The sequence below is a fragment of the Streptococcus nidrosiense genome, assembly GCF_042140045.1.
GTDB lineage: Bacteria > Bacillota > Bacilli > Lactobacillales > Streptococcaceae > Streptococcus > Streptococcus nidrosiense.
Genome location: NZ_CP152419.1, coordinates 1,873,990 through 1,896,030, shown reverse-complemented (window position 1 = coordinate 1,896,030; position 22,041 = coordinate 1,873,990). Strand labels below are relative to the sequence as shown.

General features: G+C 41.1%; 17 protein-coding genes and 2 pseudogenes. 18 read left to right on the top strand and 1 reads right to left on the bottom strand.

What is annotated here, in order from left to right; all coding sequences use genetic code 11:
- The first annotated feature begins 72 nt into the window (after nt 1–72).
- Nucleotides 73–912, top strand: a complete 840-nt coding sequence (locus AAFQ93_RS09075; protein WP_375555235.1) for a thymidylate synthase — start codon at nt 73–75, stop codon at nt 910–912.
- Between the two features lie 105 nt (nt 913–1,017).
- Here the strand turns inward: AAFQ93_RS09075 and AAFQ93_RS09070 are convergent, their stop codons facing one another.
- Nucleotides 1,018–1,188, bottom strand: coding sequence for a DUF3042 family protein (locus tag AAFQ93_RS09070; RefSeq protein WP_001051776.1), 171 nt, complete (start codon nt 1,186–1,188; stop codon nt 1,018–1,020).
- Nucleotides 1,189–1,308: 120 nt separating this feature from the next.
- Between AAFQ93_RS09070 and miaA the strand changes: the two genes are divergently transcribed.
- The 17 genes and pseudogenes from miaA to AAFQ93_RS08985 all read left to right on the top strand — a co-directional run bounded on the left by miaA (nt 1,309) and on the right by AAFQ93_RS08985 (nt 21,793).
- On the top strand, nt 1,309–2,193 hold the full coding sequence (gene miaA, locus AAFQ93_RS09065; RefSeq protein ID WP_375555234.1) for a tRNA (adenosine(37)-N6)-dimethylallyltransferase MiaA: 885 nt from the start codon (nt 1,309–1,311) through the stop codon (nt 2,191–2,193).
- The gene (gene hflX / locus AAFQ93_RS09060; RefSeq protein ID WP_375555233.1) at nt 2,186–3,424 is read left to right on the top strand and encodes a GTPase HflX; all 1,239 of its coding nucleotides are present in this window, start codon (nt 2,186–2,188) and stop codon (nt 3,422–3,424) included. Before miaA ends, hflX begins: the two co-directional genes overlap by 8 nt.
- On the top strand, nt 3,417–4,040 hold the full coding sequence (locus AAFQ93_RS09055; RefSeq protein ID WP_375555232.1) for a cystathionine beta-lyase: 624 nt from the start codon (nt 3,417–3,419) through the stop codon (nt 4,038–4,040). The genes hflX and AAFQ93_RS09055 overlap by 8 nt, the downstream gene beginning before the upstream one ends.
- A gap of 14 nt (nt 4,041–4,054) precedes the next feature.
- Nucleotides 4,055–4,984, top strand: coding sequence for a ribonuclease Z (gene rnz, locus AAFQ93_RS09050; RefSeq protein WP_375555231.1), 930 nt, complete (start codon nt 4,055–4,057; stop codon nt 4,982–4,984).
- Nucleotides 4,985–5,004: 20 nt separating this feature from the next.
- Nucleotides 5,005–5,760 (top strand): SDR family NAD(P)-dependent oxidoreductase, encoded by a 756-nt coding sequence (locus tag AAFQ93_RS09045; protein ID WP_375555230.1) that lies wholly within the window; start codon nt 5,005–5,007, stop codon nt 5,758–5,760.
- 219 nt (nt 5,761–5,979) lie between these two features.
- Nucleotides 5,980–6,417: a hypothetical protein gene (locus AAFQ93_RS09040; protein WP_375555229.1), complete on the top strand. Its 438-nt coding sequence runs from the start codon at nt 5,980–5,982 to the stop codon at nt 6,415–6,417.
- A gap of 2 nt (nt 6,418–6,419) precedes the next feature.
- Nucleotides 6,420–7,484: an ankyrin repeat domain-containing protein gene (locus AAFQ93_RS09035; RefSeq protein ID WP_375555228.1), complete on the top strand. Its 1,065-nt coding sequence runs from the start codon at nt 6,420–6,422 to the stop codon at nt 7,482–7,484.
- 19 nt (nt 7,485–7,503) lie between these two features.
- Entirely contained in the window at nt 7,504–8,571 is a 1,068-nt protein-coding gene (locus tag AAFQ93_RS09030) for an ankyrin repeat domain-containing protein (RefSeq protein WP_375555227.1), read from the top strand.
- A gap of 23 nt (nt 8,572–8,594) precedes the next feature.
- Nucleotides 8,595–9,182 carry an SMI1/KNR4 family protein gene (locus tag AAFQ93_RS09025; protein WP_375555226.1) on the top strand — a complete coding sequence of 196 codons (588 nt, stop codon included), beginning with the start codon at nt 8,595–8,597 and terminating at the stop codon, nt 9,180–9,182.
- Nucleotides 9,179–9,928 (top strand): hypothetical protein, encoded by a 750-nt coding sequence (locus AAFQ93_RS09020; RefSeq protein ID WP_375555225.1) that lies wholly within the window; start codon nt 9,179–9,181, stop codon nt 9,926–9,928. The genes AAFQ93_RS09025 and AAFQ93_RS09020 overlap by 4 nt, the downstream gene beginning before the upstream one ends.
- 18 nt (nt 9,929–9,946) lie before the next feature.
- Nucleotides 9,947–10,903, top strand: coding sequence for a hypothetical protein (locus tag AAFQ93_RS09015; RefSeq protein ID WP_375555224.1), 957 nt, complete (start codon nt 9,947–9,949; stop codon nt 10,901–10,903).
- A 197-nt stretch (nt 10,904–11,100) separates the two neighbouring features.
- Nucleotides 11,101–12,852 carry a glycoside hydrolase family 13 protein gene (locus AAFQ93_RS09010; protein WP_375555223.1) on the top strand — a complete coding sequence of 584 codons (1,752 nt, stop codon included), beginning with the start codon at nt 11,101–11,103 and terminating at the stop codon, nt 12,850–12,852.
- Between the two features lie 51 nt (nt 12,853–12,903).
- Nucleotides 12,904–13,626 carry a DUF4241 domain-containing protein gene (locus AAFQ93_RS09005; protein ID WP_375555222.1) on the top strand — a complete coding sequence of 241 codons (723 nt, stop codon included), beginning with the start codon at nt 12,904–12,906 and terminating at the stop codon, nt 13,624–13,626.
- A gap of 11 nt (nt 13,627–13,637) precedes the next feature.
- Nucleotides 13,638–14,195, top strand: coding sequence for an SMI1/KNR4 family protein (locus tag AAFQ93_RS09000; RefSeq protein WP_375555221.1), 558 nt, complete (start codon nt 13,638–13,640; stop codon nt 14,193–14,195).
- A gap of 560 nt (nt 14,196–14,755) precedes the next feature.
- Nucleotides 14,756–14,906: pseudogene (locus AAFQ93_RS08995) on the top strand (YSIRK-type signal peptide-containing protein); the annotation flags it as partial.
- A 227-nt stretch (nt 14,907–15,133) separates the two neighbouring features.
- Nucleotides 15,134–21,248, top strand: a pseudogene (gene bgaA / locus AAFQ93_RS08990) (LPXTG-anchored adhesin/beta-galactosidase BgaA); the annotation flags it as partial.
- A complete protein-coding gene (locus tag AAFQ93_RS08985; RefSeq protein WP_375555788.1) occupies nt 21,224–21,793 on the top strand; it encodes an SIALI-17 repeat-containing surface protein in 570 nt (189 codons plus the stop codon). The pseudogene bgaA and the gene AAFQ93_RS08985, both read left to right, overlap by 25 nt.
- Nucleotides 21,794–22,041: the final 248 nt, after the last annotated feature.

The window sequence follows — 22,041 nt, the reverse complement described above, 5'->3', positions numbered from 1 at the left end:
CGTAAGCGAGTGATTTTCCTCCTTTCTTTTTTTATGCTATACTAGTTAGGACAATGAATGAGGTGAAACGAAATGACAAAAGCAGACACGATTTTTAAAGAAAATATCGAGCGAATCTTGAATGAGGGTGTGTTTTCCGAGCAAGCTCGTCCTAAGTATAAGGATGGAACAGTGGCTAACTCCAAGTACATCACAGGTGCTTTTGCGGAGTATGACTTGTCTAAGGGGGAATTTCCCATCACGACCTTGCGCCCCATCGCAATCAAATCAGCTATCAAGGAAGTACTTTGGATCTACCAAGACCAGACCAATAGTTTGGAAGTACTCAATGACAAGTACAATGTTCACTACTGGAATGATTGGGAAGTGGGAGATACAGGGACAATCGGCGAACGTTATGGGGCTGTTGTTAAGAAACATGATATCATTAACAAGATTCTCAAACAGTTAGAAGCCAATCCTTGGAACCGTCGCAATATCATTTCACTTTGGGATTATCAGGCTTTTGAGGAGACAGATGGACTTCTTCCATGCGCATTTCAGACTATGTTTGATGTCCGTCGAGTAGATGGGGAAATTTATCTGGATGCAACCTTGATCCAGCGTTCTAATGATATGCTAGTAGCTCACCACATCAATGCCATGCAGTATGTGGCGCTTCAGATGATGATTGCTAAACATTTTGGATGGAAGGTTGGGAAATTCTTCTACTTTATCAATAACCTTCACATTTATGACAATCAATTTGAACAAGCTCAGGAATTGCTTCGTCGTGAGCCTTCAAATTGCCAACCACGTTTGGTCTTGAATGTACCAGACAAGACCAACTTCTTTGATATTAAAGCAGAGGATTTTGAGCTGGTTGATTATGATCCAGTCAAGCCACAGTTGAAGTTTGACTTGGCAATTTAATACTCTCTAAAAATCAGGCTAGATTCCTAGTTTCCTATTTGGTTATTATTGAGTATAAATATAGAAAAAAAGAAGTTGAGAAAAAATCTCAACTTCTTTTGTTGCTTAGTGTGATACGCGACGACGCGCTGCTTTCTTACGGTTTTCTTCGATGAAAGCTGCTTTTTGTTCTTCTGGTTCGATCACTTTCTTTTTAACTGCGTATACTGCACCTGCAACTGCAGCGACAGTTCCTGCAATACCTGTTACAAGACCTTTAGCGAATCCTTTAGCCATGAGTATTCCTCCTTTAACTTATAAATCAGCCAGCTACCTCAAGAGGTCGCATTTTTCTGACTGACCTTTTTGTGATATAATAATAGTAACGAAAAAATGGGAATTTTTCAAGGAAAAAAGATGAAAACAAAAATAATTGTGATTGTTGGACCGACTGCAGTTGGAAAAACAGCTCTAGCCATTGAAGTTGCTAAGCATTTTAATGGCGAAGTAGTTAGTGGAGATAGCCAACAAGTCTATCGAGGACTAGATATTGGGACAGCCAAGGCTAGTCCAGAGGAGCAGGCAACTGTCCCTCATCATTTGATTGATGTGAGAGAAGTAACCGAGTCTTACTCGGCTTTTGATTTTGTTTCAGAAGCTAAGGCGGCCATTGAGGATATTCAAAGTCGAGGTAAGCTCGCTATTATTGCAGGTGGGACAGGACTTTATATCCAGAGTCTGCTAGAAGGATATCATTTAGGTGGGGAGACACCTCATGAGGAGATTTTAGCTTATCGTGCTAGTCTAGATCCTTTTTCAGATGAGGAGTTAGCCCATCTTGTAGAGCAAATAGGCCTTGAAATTCCCCAGTTTAATCGTCGTCGTGCCATGCGTGCCTTGGAAATTGCCCATTTTGCTCAAGACTTGGAAAATCAAGAGACCTTGTATGAACCTCTGATTATTTGCTTGGATGATGAGCGTTGTCAATTGTATGAACGGATTAACCACCGTGTGGATTTAATGTTTGAAGCTGGACTATTGGATGAAGCTAAGTGGTTGTTTGACCATTATCCAGATGTGCAGGCTGCTAAAGGGATTGGCTACAAGGAACTCTTTCCTTATTTTCGTGGGGAGCAGAGCCTGGAGGAGGCTAGTGACAGTCTCAAACAGGCGACCCGTCGTTTTGCCAAGCGTCAGCTAACCTGGTTTCGTAATCGTATGCAGGTGACCTTTTATCAAATAGGAGAATCTGGTGTGACAGACCGTATTTTAAACCAGATTGAGGAGTTTTTAAATGATTGAAACGGAGAAAAAAGAGGAGCGGGTCCTGCTGGTTGGTGTTGAACTCCAGGGCATGGATAATTTTGACCTCTCCATGGAAGAGCTGGCTAGTCTGGCTAAGACGGCTGGTGCAGTCGTAGTCGATAGTTACAGACAAAAACGAGAAAAATACGACTCCAAGACCTTTGTCGGAACTGGTAAGTTGGAAGAAATTGCTCAAATGGTGGACGCAGAAGAAATCACGACAGTCATCGTCAATAACCGTCTGACTCCTCGTCAAAATGTCAATTTAGAGGAAGTCTTAGGTGTCAAGGTCATTGACCGTATGCAGTTGATTTTGGATATCTTTGCCATGAGAGCTCGAAGTCATGAAGGCAAACTCCAAGTGCATCTAGCTCAACTCAAATACCTTTTGCCTCGTTTGGTTGGTCAGGGGATTATGCTCAGCCGTCAGGCAGGGGGGATTGGTTCCCGTGGTCCAGGTGAAAGTCAACTGGAGCTGAATCGTCGTAGTGTTCGCAACCAGATTACAGATATCGAATGTCAACTCAAGGTAGTTGAGAAAAATCGAGCGACAGTTCGAGAAAAACGTTTGGAGTCAAGTACCTTTAAGATTGGCTTGATTGGCTATACCAATGCTGGTAAGTCAACTATCATGAACACCTTGACTAGCAAGACCCAATATGAAGCAGATGAGCTCTTTGCGACTCTGGATGCGACGACTAAGAGCATCCATCTTGGTGGCAATCTACAGGTAACCTTGACAGATACCGTTGGATTTATTCAAGACCTACCGACAGAGTTGGTGTCGAGTTTTAAATCAACCCTAGAAGAAAGCAAGCATGTAGATCTCCTGGTCCATGTGATCGATGCCAGCAATCCCTACCATGAGGAACATGAAAAAACGGTCCTCTCCATCATGAAAGACTTGGACATGGAGGATATTCCTCGCTTAATCCTTTATAATAAAGCGGATTTGGTGGAGGATTTCACACCTACTCAAACACCGTATGCACTGATTTCTGCTAAATCTAAGGATAGTCGAGAACAGTTGCAGGCTTTACTGCTGGATAAGATCAAGGAAATTTTTGAAGTATTTACCCTGCGCGTGCCTTTTGCTAAATCTTACAAGATTCATGATTTAGAAAGTGTTGCGATTCTTGAAGAACGTGACTACCAAGATGATGGAGAAGTCATCAGAGGCTACATTGCAGAGAGAAACAAATGGAGATTAGAGGAATTTTATGACTGATATCAAAACTTTGGCACTTAAGTATGGTGGCTATACAAGTCTAGACAAGGTCTATCTGGACCAGCTTTTAGCTGGTAGGTCTGAAGAGGAACAGCTAGCCCTTATCACTCCTCCACCCAGCGTAGTGAATGCCTACTTTGCCGAGCTCTATCAGAAAAAGAGCCCCGAGGCTGCGACCGATTATTTTGCGGAAGTCAGTAAAGAATTAAACCTCTATAATGCTGAGCCAAGTTTCGCTTTGGAAAGCAAGCCCTTTATTCGCCTCAATCTATCTGGTAAATCCTTTGGATTTTGCTACGAGAAAGAAGGTCTTGGTCGCATTTTCTCAGAGAACGAGGAAGCAATTACGGATGAATTACTCTTTGAGATTGCGCAAATTTTTCCTCATCAGTTGGTCTTTGAAGAGTCTGAAAAGATTTACTTGAAGTCTGTCGGGGACGAGGAAGTTGTTAGCGTGGAAAATCTCACAGCCTTGACAGATTTGGAAACCTTGGCAGATGGAAGAAAGCGACTTAAGGGATATAGCCAAGAGGATTTACTGCAAGAAGCTAGAGCTTTTTCTGGCAAGTTTTATTACCGCTCGGAAAACCGTACCGCTATGTTATATATTGATTAATTAGAAAGTATCGAATGGATATTCAATTTTTAGGAACAGGGGCTGGTCAGCCCTCTAAAGCCCGCAACGTTTCAAGTCTCGCTCTGAAACTCTTGGACGAGATTAACGAAGTCTGGCTCTTTGACTGTGGCGAAGGAACGCAAAATCGCATTCTGGAAACCACGATTCGACCACGTAAGGTCAGCAAAATCTTTATTACACACTTACATGGAGATCATATTTTTGGTTTGCCTGGTTTTCTCTCTAGTCGTGCCTTTCAAGCCAATGAAGAGCAGACAGATTTGGAAATCTATGGTCCCCAAGGTATCAAATCTTTTGTCTTGACCAGTCTACGTGTGTCAGGTTCACGCCTGCCTTATAAGATTCATTTCCATGAATTTGACCAAGATTCTCTAGGGAAAATTCTTGAAACAGATAAATTCACGGTGTATGCGGAAGAGTTGGATCACACTATTTTCTGTGTGGGTTATCGTGTCATGCAAAAGGATCTAGAAGGGACCTTGGACGCTGAAAAACTAAAGGCTGCTGGTGTACCATTTGGACCGCTTTTTGGAAAAATCAAAAACGGTCAGGATGTTGTATTAGAGGACGGCACCGAGATCAAGGCAGCAGACTACATCTCAGCTCCACGTCCAGGTAAGATTATCACTATCTTGGGTGATACTCGAAAAACGGATGCCAGTGTGCGTCTGGCTGTCAATGCGGATGTCCTTGTCCATGAATCAACTTATGGCAAGGGTGATGAGAAGATTGCTCGTAATCATGGTCACTCAACCAATATGCAGGCAGCGCAGGTCGCAGTAGAAGCAGGTGCCAAACGGCTTTTGCTCAACCACATCAGTGCCCGTTTCCTCTCAAAAGATATCAGCCAGCTCAAGAAAGACGCTGCTAGTGTCTTTGAAAATGTCCATGTGGTTAAAGATCTAGAAGAAGTGGAAATCTAGAATCTCGAGAAAGGAAAAGTATGTCTACTATTCTCATTACAGGAGCAAGTGGTGGTCTAGCCCAAGAAATGGTCAAACTCTTGCCTCAAGACCAACTCATTTTGCTAGGTAGAAATAAGGAAAAATTAGCTCAACTATACGGAAATCATCCACAGGCAGAATTGGTCGAGATTGATATTACCGATGAGCAAGCCTTAGAAGGATTGGTAGCTGACCTCTATCTCCGTTATGGTAAGATTGATGTTTTGATTAACAACGCTGGTTATGGGATTTTTGAGGATTTTGACAAGATTTCTAATCAAGATATTCATCAAATGTTTGAGGTTAACACCTTTGCTCTCATGAATCTATCTCGTTTGGTTGCTTCTCGCATGAAGGAAATGCGAAAAGGTCATATCATCAATATCGTCAGTATGGCAGGATTGATAGCGACTAGCAAGTCCAGTCTATACTCTGCGACCAAGTTTGCGGCCATCGGTTTTTCAAATGCTCTTCGCCTTGAGCTCATGCCCTATGGTGTCTATGTGACAACGGTCAATCCAGGACCCATCCGTACAGGATTTTTTGACCAGGCAGACCCAGATGGGACCTATCTCAAGTCGGTTGACCGTTTTCTATTGGAACCAGATGCTGTCGCGCAAAAGATCGTTAAGACCATAGGTAAAAACAAACGCGAGCTCAATCTCCCAATCTTGCTCAATCTAGCACACAAGTTTTACACCCTCTTTCCTAAGCTAGCAGATAAGTTGGCTGGAGAAACCTTTAATTATAAGTGATAAAGCTGTTCCCTTGAGGAATGGCTTTTTACTTTAATTAGGAGGAGTTGTACATCAAAAATAATCCTTGAACATACTGGTAGTTTATCTCTATTTGATAGTTTTGGAGTATAATTGAGATAAGAAAGCAGATTAAAGACAGAATAAACTCCGAGTCTAACATAACTAAAAGTATATCTATAGTAGAAGATTATGAAGTCAAGATAGAAGGAGCAGGTCATGGAATTTATTGTAGCTGAGGAAGGGATTCCTCAAAATATCGGAAGTCAGGGAGCCTTGATTGCCTATTATGGCAGTGAGATAGAATTTCATTATGAAACCGTTCCACCACACGGTGATGAGATTTTTTCTGCCAAGTTGCCTTTGTTGGGGCTTGATCTGCCCTTTTGGATCTATGGGAGAAATCTCATATTTTTAGATGCTTACTACCTCTTAGCAGAAACAGTTAAGAAAGGGACTTGGGATCACATAACGAGTATGCTCATCAACATTCATACGGGGGAATACGCCAGCCTAGACCACTGGTACAATCATATATCTATTGAGCAAAACGGTCTTGAGTTGAAAAATGATTATGATGGACAAGTCCTGACTTTGAAAACTGTTGACAATCTTCATTGGCTTGCCCTAGATGCTGAATCAGAAGAAAGGAACTAAAAATGGCAAAGAAAAGAGTTACATTACCAAAAGAGTTTAAGGATTTAATGGATGAAGGAAATATTGAAGCCCTTAAAGCAGTCTATGACCGTTGTGAATTAACCGCTCATGATGGAAGATTTAGCTTATGTACACCTCTGCATATGGGAGGAATCCCGGATGAATTGGTTATCTGGCTTGTCGAACAGGGCTTGGATATCAATATCCCTGATTATTATGGAGCGACTCCTTTGTACCGTCAAGCAACCATGGGGAGAGATACTGTAAAACTCTTGCTTGAATTGGGGGCAGATATTGGAAAAACTAATACCTATGGTGAGACCCCACTACATGTAGCAGCTGAGTTTTTCCATCCTAAGACTGTCAAACTTTTGATTGATAAGGGAGCAGATGTCAATGCTAAAAATGATATGGGAAGAACCCCACTAGCTTCAGTCTTGATGGTCTGTCGGGGAATCTATATTGCCCAAACAGCTGAAATTGCCTCTATGCTGCTGGATGCTGGCGCTAAGAAAACTTCTGCTATGAAAGAAAAAGTTGAAAATATTGGCAAGGATTTTGAATTTCATCGAGAAAGTATCCATCCTGACTACATAGAGGCTGCAGATAAAGGATTAGCAAAACTCTATGAGCTCTTTGATGTCAAGCCAGTAGCTAAACGAATAACCCATGATGGAGTTTCTCCGATTAAGCTAGTAGAAGGATCCTGGGAGGAGCAATATGAGGAACTATGGTCCTTTTTGATTCCTTCTATAGGAGCTGCAAAAACTGTTCAGGGCGAAGTCATCCGCATACCAGGGCGCGTTCGAGATGAACTGGATCGTAATGGAGGGGCCAACTGGGACAGAGACTACCGCAAGATTCTACAGGCTTTGCCTCACTATCTTTCTCTAGGAACTCCACTTTCAGACACTGAATTAGAAGAAATCAAGCAAGCCATTGCGCAAATCCATAGCAAAGAGAATGATGATGAAGCCAGTCTAGACCGTCTCTGCCAATTGGCTCTTGCTTGGATAAAGCAAAATCCTAAACCAATTGACTTAAAAGAACCAAGTTACAAGCGTTAAAAAGAATAAGAGTTTGACAATGATTACATTAAAAAATATTGGAGAATTTAAATCGGTTCCACAACTTGTTAAGGACATCATAGAGGGAGACACCTTGGCCTTAGACCAATATCTTGCAAGTGGTTGGGATATTGACCAAGAAATAGAAATCAGCAAGTATACCTCTCTAAGCCCAATTGATTTATCCTTGATTACAGGAAATTTTGACTCCCTAAAATGGCTAGTGGAAAAGGGGGCTCATTTAAATGTAAAAAATAACCCTTCATTTTTGTTGGCTGTCAGGTATTGTGATGGTACGTTCATCAAGTATCTTATGGAACATGGAGCAAAGATTCATAGTGTAAATGCTGTAAAGTCGGAAGCCTTTCAAGAAGCCTTATTTGGCAATAAATTTGATAATCTAGCTATTATCCATGCATTAGGACATAGTGTCGAAAAATATGGCGGAAAAGCATTTAGGAGAGCCGTTGCAGATAGAAATTATCAGGTGCTAGATTTTTTTATTAAAAATGGAGTTGATATAAACTATAATGCCTCCGACTCGGTTTATCCCTTTAAGCCAACGCCTCTCTGTGTAGCTGCAAGATATGTTGACCTAGATATGTGTAAATACCTTGTAGAGCACGGGGCGGACGTGACTCTCACTGAAAAAGATGGTATGAGACCTTATAGTATCGCTATCGAAAAGGGGGATCAAGAGATGGCAGAATACTTTCAAAAACTAGAGCCAGTAGAATTTCATAATTTACGCAATAAATTGGATGAACTTAAACCATTTAAACTGCCTCGGGAACTTACCGATTTTCTCATGAGTCAAGACTTATATTTTGAACTTACTAACTGTGATTTTAAGTGGATAGAATTTTTCCCTCTCATGCAAACAATTCCCTTAAAAAAAGGTCGTAAAAAATTTCTCCGTATTTCACGGTCAACCGGAGATTATACTCATATCTATCTCATTTGGCATCCAAAGACAAATAAAGTAGCTTTTTACGATGAGGAACACGAAACTATAAGTGATATTTGTAGCTTTAAAGAATTTATCTGCAATATGTCTAGATACTTACAAGAAATTCTTGAAGGTTAAGAGAAATCAAAAAGGGGGCTCTTATGCAACTAATTGACCAAGTTAAAAAAATAGAAACTTATATTTGTGAGTGTTTTGAAGACTGGGATTTGGATGATCCTGTAGAGGAAGGATATCTGGAAGATTATCAGGGCATTTCTGGTGCTTCTGAGGAAGAACTTCAAGCCTTTGAGGAAATATTTGGCATTCGTCTACCTAGTGACTTCAAAGAGCTTTATAGCTACAAAAATGGGAGTAAATACCTCTCTATTTTACCTTGTGTAATTGACCAGAGAGAGCTGACTTTTTCTCTCATGAGTCTACAGGAAATTGAGACTTGTAAAAAGTACTTTCAAAATAGAGATGCTCTGTTAACAGAATTTCCCGACTATTTTTCTAGTCAAGACCTAGAAAACATGCATGATAGTAGAATTAAGCCCTATTTTTTTAATAAAAAATGGCTTCCTTTTGCTCAGTATTGTGACTCTTGTTATCTTATGCTTGATTTTGATCCAGACCGAGAGGGTCAGGAAGGGCAGATTATTTGCTACATCCATGATCCTGATCAGGTAATCTATGCAGCAGAGAGCCTTACAAATTTGATTGAAGGGATAATGGATGAAATCATATGAATGGACAAATGTATCAGATAGCCTGTATCGTGGCAGCAGCTAGGAAGGCTTTAAAAAGTGGTAAAGAAATATGCTATAAGCCTGAAAAATATACAAATAAGTTGAGCTTTCAAATTTTGCCGTTAGAAAATGGGGAAACTACAGAACTTTCTGTAGCTGATTGGTTTGAAAATCTTAAGGAAAAAGGTTTGAAGGACTTAAAATTATTTTGCCCTATCTCAGTAAATGACAGAGGTATTTTAGGTTTCTCCAATACGACACAGAGTTCAATTCTCTGTTTTTATGAAGATGGGAAGGCAAGTTATTTCCTACCAAATTGGGACGTTGCTTCCCCAGGAAGGGGCTGGGATGTTACCTACACTGAGTATGAATGGGAAAGGTCTTCTCAAGACCTTCCCCACTATGAAAATAATATCGAAGAATTTAAGGACATATTGGCTCGTATAGAAGATTTAGCAATTAAAATTGAATGTGAGAACTTTGCAAAAGTCTTTCACTCTGCTAGAAACTTTTTGCTAGACCCAGAATCTGGTAAAGGACTGGCAGAACCTCAAATTCCACCGCAACATCTAAGCATATTTAGAGCTGCAAGTGCAGCGGATGTTTTTGGAGGAATGGGCTCCTGGAATGATGAACCTGGATGGCGGGCACAAGATAAGGGACTGGGTCAAGTATACGATGAACTTTCAGATCAATTGCTAAGAAATATTAGATCAGCCATTCTATTTGCCATCAACGAGTGGTGATGGATTAGGAGAGAGAAAATGGGGAAGTTAAAGTTAAGTCTATTGAATAAATGGGAACTAGACAAGGACTACAATAGTGTTCTCAATTCTGTCATGTTACATGATGGTAGAGCTTTTGTCTTGACCAGTGAGAAGGAAGCTTTTAATCGCTACTGTCTACTTGAAGTATCACCTTTGGGAGTGAAGGAGATAGATGCTTGGGATTGTGACCATGTTTGGCAGGAAGAGCCTTTACTCTTTACAGATGGACAAAATATTGGCATCATCAAGGCTGGCAGGGAAATGGTCTATTGTACTGGTGATTTTTCTCATCCAGAAATTATTGCCATAAAGGATCCGCAAAGTATACTTCCTAAAAAGGCACAAGAGAGATATTTTCAAATCGTATCAGATAGCGACCAGATACCCGTGTGTTTTGAAGATCAAGTTTATACAAACCAAGCAAGAAACTTTGCCCTTTTAGAGTTTGATAGGGAGAAAAAGCAGGCTAAGTGGACCACTTATTCGCATATTGATAAAAAAGAGTTAAATCACCACGACAGGAGCTCTGATGTTTGTCCTAAAATTGATAGTATGAAATCTTGGAAGCAAGAGCTCTATGTCTTTAGCTCTGGAGAAAGTCAAACCTCTGTCAATAAATGGGGCATGGACTATTATGCTCTTGTTAAAATCTCTAGTGATGGTCGTATTATCGAAAAGTTATTAGAATCTGAACATTTAAAGGCTTCAGGTAAAAAAGCTGGTGTCAATGGACTCTTTACGGATTCGCCTTATCTGATCCTGAGCCCTCTATTTAAGAATGATGACTGGAAGGGCAAGCAAAAGCTATTTTCTCTGACAACAAGAGAATGGTGCGATATAGCCTTGCCTAGAGGAATGAGTAAACACAAGCTTCAAAATATAACAGACAACTTTTGTTTAACCTTCCTGTACGACAGAGGATTAAAAGAACTTGCCCTTTGTCGGATTGACTAGGCTGTGAGGCTGAGTTTGAGAGCTTTTTATAGATAGGTGCTGAAATTTCTTGGTTAGTCTGCAGTATTCATTTTGAGGTGTTTTCTTGTCAAATTTGACCAAGTATTGCAAATCGAATCTTTAAATAGTATACTAGTTCTGTTAGTTATGAAAACGTTTGTGTTTTTGTTGATGATAGATTATTTAGGAGATAAGACATGGAATTGACAGCCATTTATCATAGACCAGAATCAGAGTATGCATATCTTTACAAAGAAGGTCAGCTACATATCCGAATCAGAACCAAGAAAGATGATGTCCAGCAGGTCATTTTACATTATGGAGATCCCTTTATCTTCATCGAGGATAAGTATGAAGCCAAGAAAGAAATGACTAAAGTAACCTCGGATGCTTTATTTGATTATTGGCAGGTTACGGTCTCTGTTGATTTTGCACGGATTCAGTATCTCTTTGAGCTCCTTGATAAAGAAGGTCAAGGTGTCTTTTATGGAGATAAGGGTTGTGTAGAACATACTCAAGAAAACTTGGATGCTGAAGGAAATGGTTTCAAGCTTCCTTATATTCACGAAATTGACGGTTGCCAGGTTCCTGACTGGGTTTCAAATACCGTTTGGTATCAGATTTTTCCAGAACGCTTTGCTAATGGAAATCCTAATCTAACTCCAGATGGAGCTCGAGAGTGGGATGCTGTCATTGCACCTAACATGGATGATTTTTTTGGTGGAGATTTACAAGGGATTATCGACCATTTAGACTATCTTAAAGACCTGGGAATCACTGGACTTTATCTATGTCCGATTTTTGAAGCTACAACCAATCACAAGTACGATACGACGGATTATTTTGAAATTGACCGTCACTTTGGAGACAAGGAAGTCTTTCGTAATCTAGTCGAGGAAGCCCACAAACGGGGTATCAAGATTATGCTAGATGCGGTATTTAATCATATTGGCAACCAGTCAGCCCAATGGCAGGATGTTCTGAAGAACGGAGAAAATTCACCTTATAAAGATTGGTTCCATATCCAAGAATTTCCAGTTACTGAGGATAAACTTCAGAATCCAAGACAACTCCCTTATCATACTTTTGCCTTTGCTAGCTATATGCCTAAGTTAAATACAGCCAATCCTGAAGTCAAAGACTATCTTCTCAGTGTTGCAACTTACTGGATTGAGAATTTTGATATCGATGCTTGGCGTTTGGACGTTGCCAATGAAATTGACCATCAGTTCTGGAAAGATTTTAGAAAGGCAGTTCTCGCTAAAAAGCCTGATTTGTATATATTAGGTGAAATCTGGCATACGTCTCAGCCTTGGCTAAAAGGGGATGAATTCCATGCTGTCATGAACTATCCGCTCTCTGAAAGTATCAAGGATTATTTCTTGCGCCAGCATAAAAAGACAGAGCAGTTCATTTCAGAAATCAATAGCCAGTCAATGTACTACAAGCAACAAATCTCAGAAGTGATGTTTAACCTTCTGGATTCTCACGATACAGAGCGTATCCTCACAACTGCCAAAGGCAATGTGCAACATGTCAAGGCTGCTCTAGCTTTCCTCTACCTTCAAAAAGGGACTCCTTGTATCTATTACGGAACAGAGCTTGCATTAATAGGTGGACCAGATCCCGACTGCCGTCGTGTCATGCCTTGGGACCGTGTGTCTGAGGACAATGATATGCTGAATTTCATGAAGAAATTAATCAAAGTCCGTAAGGAAGTGGCAAGTATGATTCAGCATGGAAATTATCGCTTGGAAGAATTGAAACCAGATGTCCTATCCTTGAAGTGGAACTACCAAGGGAAAGAAGTTCAAGCAATCTTTAATCAGTCTTCTGAGAAATATACTTTAGACAGAGATTCAGTTGATTTAGCGAGTCATTGCCAGTTTGAAGATGGTCAGCAAGTCATATTGCCAGATGGATTTGTGGTTTATTTAGATTCGATTTAAATCGATTTTAACTCCAGTACAGCTTTGTTTTAAACGAGAAAGGAAAGACCGATGGAAAAACTTCAAGTTTCGAAAGAATGGTTGGAAAAATACCAAGAAATCAAGCATATTTTGACCTCGTCTGTCAATTATGCAGCATGTTTTGAGATGAAAGAAATAGACGACAAGGAAGTTTTTGTCTTAGATATGGGGGAAGTGACCTTCCCAAGTGGAGAAATTTTAGTTAGGGATCCCTTGGTCTGGCTCTGTAGGAATGAAAAACCCTATTTAGAGACCGTTCCAAAAGGAACATTTCCCCTCAAAACCTTAGTAGTCAAAATCGAAGAAGATCATTATCGGTATGTTGCAACAAGAGTTCAATTTACAGATAAGCTCCCAGTTGTCTACTATGAAGCCTTAACTGGTATTGAAAACTTGGATTCGGTTGAAGAAGATTCTTATTTTGGGTTTTCAGTCGATGCAGGCTTGGCAACAATTGTGGATGTTGAGACTAAAAATGCCTACTGTGATTTTGAAGAAAAATGGTATCAAGAAAATCCTGAAAAGAACATCTATGATGATTTCTTCGCGGAAATTTTTGCTCAAAATGCCATAGAACATCCCCTATATCAGCGAGAAGGCGGTGATTGGATAAACTTTAAAATCCCAGATACAGACCTGACTATTCCAATGATTCAGTCTGGTTTTGGAGATGGAAATTATCCTGTTTACTTTGGCTATGATAAGGATCACCAACTATGTGATGTGGTTATCGAGTATATCTACGTAGGATAAGGAGTTGGATGATGGCACTCAATGAAGTTTATGATTATTTTCGTCACTATGATAAGGAAACTTATCAGGTTGTCGCCTGCATGGGCAATGAACCATCGGAAGAAGAAATCCAGGATTTTGAAAATCAATATGGCATTCGTCTTCCAGAAGATTTCAGGGAATTCACCATGTCATCTCTTGGAGGCCTCTTTATGGAAGTCAGGGAAGAGCTATGGCCAAGAGCCAAGGCTTACGATGTAGCACCATTTTGGACCTTCTGCCGAGGTATTAAGGTCTTGGGAATTGCAAATGGCATCCCAGACTTCTTAGACATTCGTCTTCAAACAAAGGAATTACACACTCTGGGCTTTGTGGATTATATCCCCTTTCTGTCTATCGTAGGTGACGGAGATGTGATTTTCTGCTTTGATAAGGACAATCATATAGTAGCTCTAGATTGGTATAATAGTGGCGAAACTGAAGAGCTTGAATGTGATTTTTCAGGACTTTTACTCCAGCAAATTGCCGAGCTAGAAGAGCGTAAAAATGAGATGGTCAAGCTTTTGGAAAAGGGTAAATCTAGTCAATAATCTATAAGGAAATATCAGTTTGATAGTCCGTAAAAGAGGTTGGGACAAAAGATTCCGACCTCACTTTTTATTAGCAATCAAACTTTGACGCGGTAGTTGATTGAACTTTTTGTTCGTCTTTTATACTCTTCGAAAATCTCTTCAAACCACGTCAGCGTTGCCTTGCCGTATATATGTTACTGACTTCGTCAATTCTATCTACAACCTCAAAGCAGTGCTTTGAGCAACCTGCGGCTAGCTTCCTAGTTTGCTCTTTGATTTTCATTGAGTATTAGACTCCAAAAAGCTCCTAATCATCCTCGCGGGGCTGGGACTACGAAATCGAGACTTTGTCTATCGATTTCTGTCCCACCGCCTTTTTTAGTAAAATCATTCATTAAATGTACATTCAGATTTTTAAACTTTTCTACAAATTATAGAAAAAAGAATCAAAAGTATGATTTTTATGCTGCCAGTATTGAAGTTTCTTATATTATTTTATAAAATAGAAGCAAAATACTACTGAAAAAGTAGAGCGCTTACACAAAAATGGAAGCGGTTACGAATATAAGGAGGATCTTATGGGAAAAGATCAATGGAATCGAAAAAGAGTGTATAGTATCAGAAAATTTACCGTTGGAACTTGCTCTGTAGTCATCGGTACTTGCTCAGTCTTATTTGGAGCAAGTGTAGCTGGTGCAAACCCAGTTTCAGCTGATGAAACTCCAATTGCAGTTGCTACAGAAAAAGTAGAGGATGATTCTCATAAAGAGGAACTTGGTGAAACAAGAAGTCCAGAACAGCCAGCATCAACCGAATCAGCTGCAAGTGAAGTTGCTACACCAGCTCATGAAGTTGAAAAAACACAGGGCGACCAAACTCTACAATCAGATTCTGATAAAAAAGTGGATTCCATGTTAGATAAGAAACCTCAAGCAATTACTCAAGATCAATCTGCTCAAACGGAAAAACCGGACCTAAAACCGGCTACCAGCGAGGAGGTAAATCAATTGGTTGAGGACCGTAAAGTAGAATTTAACCAAAACTGGCATTTTAAACTCAATGCTAATGCCAAAGACGCCATCAAACCAGATGCAGATGTATCAAGCTGGAAGAAATTAGACCTTCCTCATGACTGGAGTATCTACAATGACTTCGATCATGATTCTCCTGCCCAAAATGAGGGGGGACAACTCAATGGTGGTGATGCTTGGTACCGCAAGACCTTTAAACTAGATGAAAAAGACCTTAACAAGAATGTTCGTTTGGTCTTTGACGGAGTTTATATGGATTCGCAAGTCTATGTAAATGGTCAGCTAGTTGGTCACTATCCAAATGGTTACAACCAATTCTCTTATGACATCACTGATTATCTCAATAAAGACGGTCGTGAAAATGTCGTAGCTGTACATGCGGTTAATAAACAACCAAGTAGCCGTTGGTACTCAGGAAGTGGTATTTACCGCGATGTTACCCTTCAAGTCACAGATAAGGTTCATGCTGAGAAAAATGGAACAACTATCTTAACACCAGACCTTGAAAAACAACAAATTGGTAAGGTTGATACTCATGTAACAAGTAAGATTGTCAATACAGATGACAAAGATCATGAAATTGTTGCTGAATACCAAATTATTGAACGAAATGGTCAGGCTGTAACGGACGTGGTTCGTACAGATAGCCAAGTCTTGAAAGCTCATCAATCAACTAGTCTAAATGCTATTTTGCAAGTTGAGAAACCAAAACTTTGGACAGTTCTTAACGACAAGCCTGCCCTTTATGAGTTGGTGACTCGTGTTTATCGTGATGGTCAATTGGTCGATGCTAAGAAGGACTTGTTTGGTTACCGTTACTATAACTGGACACCAAATGAAGGCTTCTCTTTGAATGGTGAACGCATTAAATTCCATGGAGTTTCTCTTCACCATGACCACGGAGCTCTAGGAGCTGAAGAAAACTATAAGGCAGAATACCGTCGTCTGAAACAGATGAAGGATATGGGTGTGAACTCTATCCGTACAACCCACAACCCAGCTAGTGAGCAAACTTTGCAGATTGCTGCAGAACTAGGTTTGTTGGTCCAAGAAGAATCCTTTGATACTTGGTACGGTGGTAAGAAACAGTATGACTACGGCCGTTTCTTTGACAAAGACGCCACTCACCCAGATGCTAAAAAAGGTGAAAAATGGTCTGACTTTGACCTACGTACAATGGTCGAGAGAGGTAAGAACAACCCTGCTATCTTCATGTGGTCTATCGGTAATGAAATTGGTGAAGCAGACGGTAAGGCTCGTTCTCTAGCGACTGTTAAACGCTTGGTGCAAGTGATCAAGGCAGTTGATAAGACACGCTATGTCACTATGGGAGCAGACAAGTTCCGCTTTGGTGATGGTAGTGGTGATCATGAAAAGATTGCGAACGAACTTGATGCGGTTGGATTTAACTATTCAGAAGACAACTACAGGAAGCTTCGTGCGAAACATCCAAATTGGTTGATTTACGGTTCAGAAACTTCTTCAGCAACTCGTACTCGTGGTAGCTATTTCCGTCCAGAAAGTGAGCTAGTTCACAGTAACCAAGCTTACCGTCATTATGAGCAGTCAGACTACGGTAATGACCGTGTTGGTTGGGGTAAAACAGCAACTGCATCTTGGACTTTTGATCGTGACAATGCTGGTTATGCTGGTCAGTTTATCTGGACGGGTACCGACTATATCGGTGAGCCTACTCCATGGCACAACCAAAACAACACACCAGTTAAGAGTTCTTACTTTGGTATCGTAGATACAGCCGGCATTCCAAAGAATGACTACTACTTGTATCAAAGCCAATGGGTTTCTGCTCAGAAGAAACCAATGGTTCACCTCCTTCCTCACTGGAATTGGGAAGATTCTAGTCTAAAAGAGAATGTAGCGGATGCAGATGGTAAGATTCCTGTTCGTGCATTTTCAAATGCTGCCAATGTGGAACTATTCTTGAATGGTGAGTCCTTAGGTAAGAAAACATTTAACAAGAAACAAACTAGTGATGGACGTACTTACCAAGAAGGTGCCAATGCAAATGAACTTTACCTTGAGTGGAAGGTTGCTTATCAACCTGGAACCCTGGAAGCAGTAGCTCGTGATGAGGCTGGTAATGAAATTGCTCGTGATAAGGTTACGACTGCTGGTGAGCCTGCAGGTGTTCGCTTAGTCAAAGAAGAAAATGCTATCGCAGCAGACGGGAAAGACCTCACTTATATCTACTACGAAATCGTTGATAGCGCTGGCAATGTAGTTCCTACTGCTAATAACCTTGTACGCTTCCAGTTGCATGGACAAGGTCAGATTGTCGGTGTGGACAACGGTGAACAAGCAAGCCGCGAGCGTTACAAAGAGCAAGCTGACGGTTCATGGATTCGCAAGGCCTTCAATGGTAAGGGTGTTGTCATTGTCAAATCAACTGAGCAAGCAGGTAAATTCACTTTGACTGCCCACTCTGATCTCTTGAAATCTGATCAAACAACCATTTTCACAGGTAAGAAAGAGCAAGCTGAAAAAACAGTTTTGGGTACAGAAGTTGCTAAAGTTCGTACTGTTATCGGTCAAGCACCGAAAATGCCTAAGAAAGTAGCCTTTATCTACAGTGATGGTAGCCGTACAAAACTTCCAGTAGAATGGTCAGCAGTTGATGTCAATGAACCAGGAATTGTGACTGTTAAGGGTGTAGCAGATGGACGTGATGTAGAAGCGCGTGTTGAAGTCTTGGCTCTCGAAGCAGAATTGCCTGTAGTCAAGAGAATCGCTCCAAATACAGACCTAAATTCAGTTGACAAATCTGTTTCCTACGTATTATCAGATGGTACTGTAGCAAGCTATGATGTTGATAAGTGGGAAATTGCAGCTGAAGATCAAGCTAAACTAGCAATCCCAGGCTCTCGCATCCAAGCAAAAGGTATTTTAGAAGATGAAGAAATCGCTGCGACCTTGGTAGTGGCAGAAGGTGAAGCTGCTAATCCAGTAGTTCCAAGTGTAACTGTGGCAGATCAAGCGGTTGAAGGTCTTTCAACTGACCAACCTGTAAAATACCACAAGCTTGCTTATGGCGTAGCTTTGCCAGAGGTTAAAGCTACGGCTGAAAATGCTCAAGTGACAGTTATTCAAGCTAATGAAGCAAATGGTATGCGTGCAAGCATCCATGTTCAACCCAACGATGGTGGCCCACTACAAACCTATGCTATCCAATTCCTACAAGAAGCTCCACAAATTGAACGTTTGAGCCTAGAAGTTGAAAATGCAGCTACTTTGAAAGAAGACCAAACTGTCGGTATCAAGGTCTTGGCTCACTATCAAGACGGTACACAAGCAGTCTTGAAAGCTGATAAGGTTACCTTCTCAACTACAGGTGAAGGAGATGTAGCCGTTCGTAAAGGTATGCTTGAATTGCACAAACCTGGTCAAGTAACTCTGAAAGCTCAATTTGAAGGAGCAGAAGGTCAGATTGACTTGAACATTCAAGCAAATACTGAAAGCAAAGTTGTCCAAGCCATCCGTCCAGTCAGTGTCGTGACAGGTTTGAACCAAGAACCAAGTCTACCTGCTACAGTAACTGTAGAGTATGACAAAGGATTTCCAAAGGTTCACAAGGTGACTTGGCAAGCAGTTGCTAAGGAAAACCTTGCTAAATACCATAGCTTTGATGTCTTAGGTAAAGTTGAAGGAATCGAGAAAGAAGCACATGCTAAGGTATCTGTCGAAGGTATCATTGCTGTCGAAGAAGTGAGCGTAACTACTCCAGTTGCAGAAGCTCCTCAACTACCAGAGAGCGTTCGTACTTACCACTCAAATGGCCAAGTCTCTTCAGCTAAAGTAACTTGGGACGCAATTGAACCAAGCCAATACGCACAAGAAGGCAAGTTTACTGTGACAGGACATGTCGAAGGTACTCAACTACCAACTAAACTTCATGTTCGTGTATCTGCTCAGACAGAAACGGGTGCTAATATTTCTGACCAGTGGACTGGTTCCGAATTGCCACTTGCCTTTGCATCAGACTCAAACCCAAGTGATTCAGTAGCCAATGTCAATGACAAACTAATCTCATTTAATGATCAACCAGCAAACCGCTGGACAAACTGGAAACGTACAAGTGAAGCATCAGTGGGAATTCTCTTTGGTGACTCTGGTATCATGTCTAAACGATCAGTTGATAACCTCAATGTAGCCTTCCACGAAGACCACGGTGTTGGTGCACCTAAATCCTATGTCATCGAATACTATGTCGGTTCAGCAACTCCAACAGTTCCTAAGAATCCAAGCTTCGTAGCACGCGAAGACCATGTCTTTAATGACGATAAAAACTGGAAAGAAGTAACAAATCTCAAGGCTCCAGATCAAGTCAGAGCTGGAGAAATGACCCACTTTAGCTTTGATAAAGTCAACACTTATGCTGTTCGTATCCGCATGGTTAGACCAGATGGTAAATGGGGTACTTCTATTACAGAAATGCAAATCTTCTCTAAACAAGTAGCTGCAGCTAAGAATGCTCAAGCAAAAATCCAAGTAGATGGAAAAGATTTGCCAAACTTTAACCCAGGCTTGACTGACTACTATCTAGAAGCAAGCCAAGGAAAAGCTCCAGCTGTTACAGCAAGTGTCACTGAAAATGGTATTGCAACAGTTGTACCAAGCGTAGGTGAAGGAGATCCAGTTCGTGTTGTTGTCAAGGCTGAAAACGGAGATATCCTAGGTGAATACCGCCTACACTTCACAAATGATAAAGATTTGCTCGCAAGTAAACCTGTTGCTGTTGCCAAATCATCTCGCTTGGTTGCTAAAGGACAAACCCTTGAGCTACCAGCAAAAGTTCCTGTCTACTTCACAGGAAAATCTAACTATGAAGTCAAAGACTTGGCTGTTGACTGGGAAGCAGTTCCAGCAGAAAATCTAACAAAAGCAGGTGAATTTACAGTTCATGGTCGCGTTTTGGGTACTGATTTAACTGCTGAAGTAGCTGTTCGTGTAACAGACAAACTCGGAGAAAATCTTTCAGACAACCCAGACTTCGATGACGATAGCAACCGTTCATTTGCCTCAGCAACTAACGATATTGATCCAAACTCTCATGACCGTGTAGATTATGTTAACGATGGTTCAGATGATGAAACCCGTCGTTGGACCAACTGGTCTCCAACTCCATCTGATAATCCAGAAGTCTCAGTAGGGGTTATCTTCAGAGAAAATGGTAAGATTGTTGAACGTACAGTAGCTGAAGGAAGCATTCGGTTCTTTGCAGATGGTGGAACAGATGCACCTTCTAAACTTGTTCTAGAACGCTATGTGGGACCAGAATTTGATTCACCAGAATATTACTCTAACTACCAACCATACGATCCAGAACATCCATTCAACACTCCTTCTAACTGGGAGAAAGTTGAATACCGTGCGGATCAAGAAGTTCAAGCAGGAACTGACATCCATGTAACCTTTGCACCGGTCAAAGCTAAAGCCATGAGATGGCGCATGGACAGAAAAGCAGACAAGAAGGGTGTGGCGATCACTGAAATGGCCTTTATCGCACCAAGTGAAGCACCTAAAGACAATACAGCTTCTAAACTTCTAGTAGATGGTAGAGAGCTTGCAGACTTCTCTGAAGCTCGTGTGGATTACCAAGTAACCTATAGTGGAAACCGTCCTAAAGTGACCGTTGAAGCTGGTGAAAACGTAGCGGCAACAGTTGTTGATAGTGGTGACGATAAACTTCCAGTCTTGGTACGTCTCGTTTCAGAAAGTGGTAAACAGGTCAAGGAATACCGTATCCAATTGACCAAAGAAAAGGTTGAAACTGGAAAAGTTGCCCCAGCTGTTCAGGAAGAGCTTCCTATTCTAGAAGTGGTAGAAGAAGCTCTCAGCTTCAAGAGAGTGAAGAAAGAAGATCCAACTCTAGCAGAAGGTGAAACTCGTGTAACTCAAGCAGGTCGTGAAGGTAAAGAACGTATCCTGACTGAAGTAGCACTAGATGGAAGCCGTACTGAAAAACTTCGCGAAACTATTGAAGCACCGCAAGATGAGATTGTCTTAGTCGGAACTAAGAAAGAAGTATCTGGTAAAACAGATCCAGCTATCCATGAAGTTCCAGAATTTACAGGTGGTGTCAATGGAGCAGAAGCAGCTGTTCATGAAGTCCCAGAGTACCCAGGAGTCATTGGCACAGCAGGTGATGAGCCAGCACCAGTAGTAGAAGTACCAGAATTCACAGGTGGTGTGAATGGCGCAGAAGCAGCTGTTCATGAAGTACCTGAGTTCACTGGTCATGTAAATGGTTCAGAAGGAACTACCCATCAAGTTCCACACTTTGAAGGTGGCGTTCCTGGTGGAGAAGGGACTAGTCACCAAGTTCCAGAATTTACTGGACGTGTGAATGGTTCAGCCCCAACTACAGGTGAAACACCAGCATACAGAGATGAGCAGTCACAAGTAGCTCTTGCTATGTCACAAGACAAGACCTACCAAGCGCCTGCAAGTCATCAAAATATCCTCCCTGAAACAGGTACAAAAGAAAATGCAACCCTTGCAACAGCAGGTGTTGTAGGAGCACTACTTGGTCTCTTTGCAATGGGAAAGAAAAAAGAAGACGAATAAGATGATGTTATAGCATCTAAGTCATAGAGATTGGACTAAGAGACTAATCTCGATCATAAAAAGCGGACAAAACTAGTTTTCTGATAAACAGAATCTGGTCTTGTTCGCTTTTTTGGCTCTTTGTCAACTGTAGTGAACAACAAGAAAGTATAATACTCTTCGAAAATCTCTTCAAACCGGGTCAACGTCGCCTTGCCGTACTCAAGTACAGCCTGCGGCTAGTTTGTTCTTTGATTTTCATTGAGTAT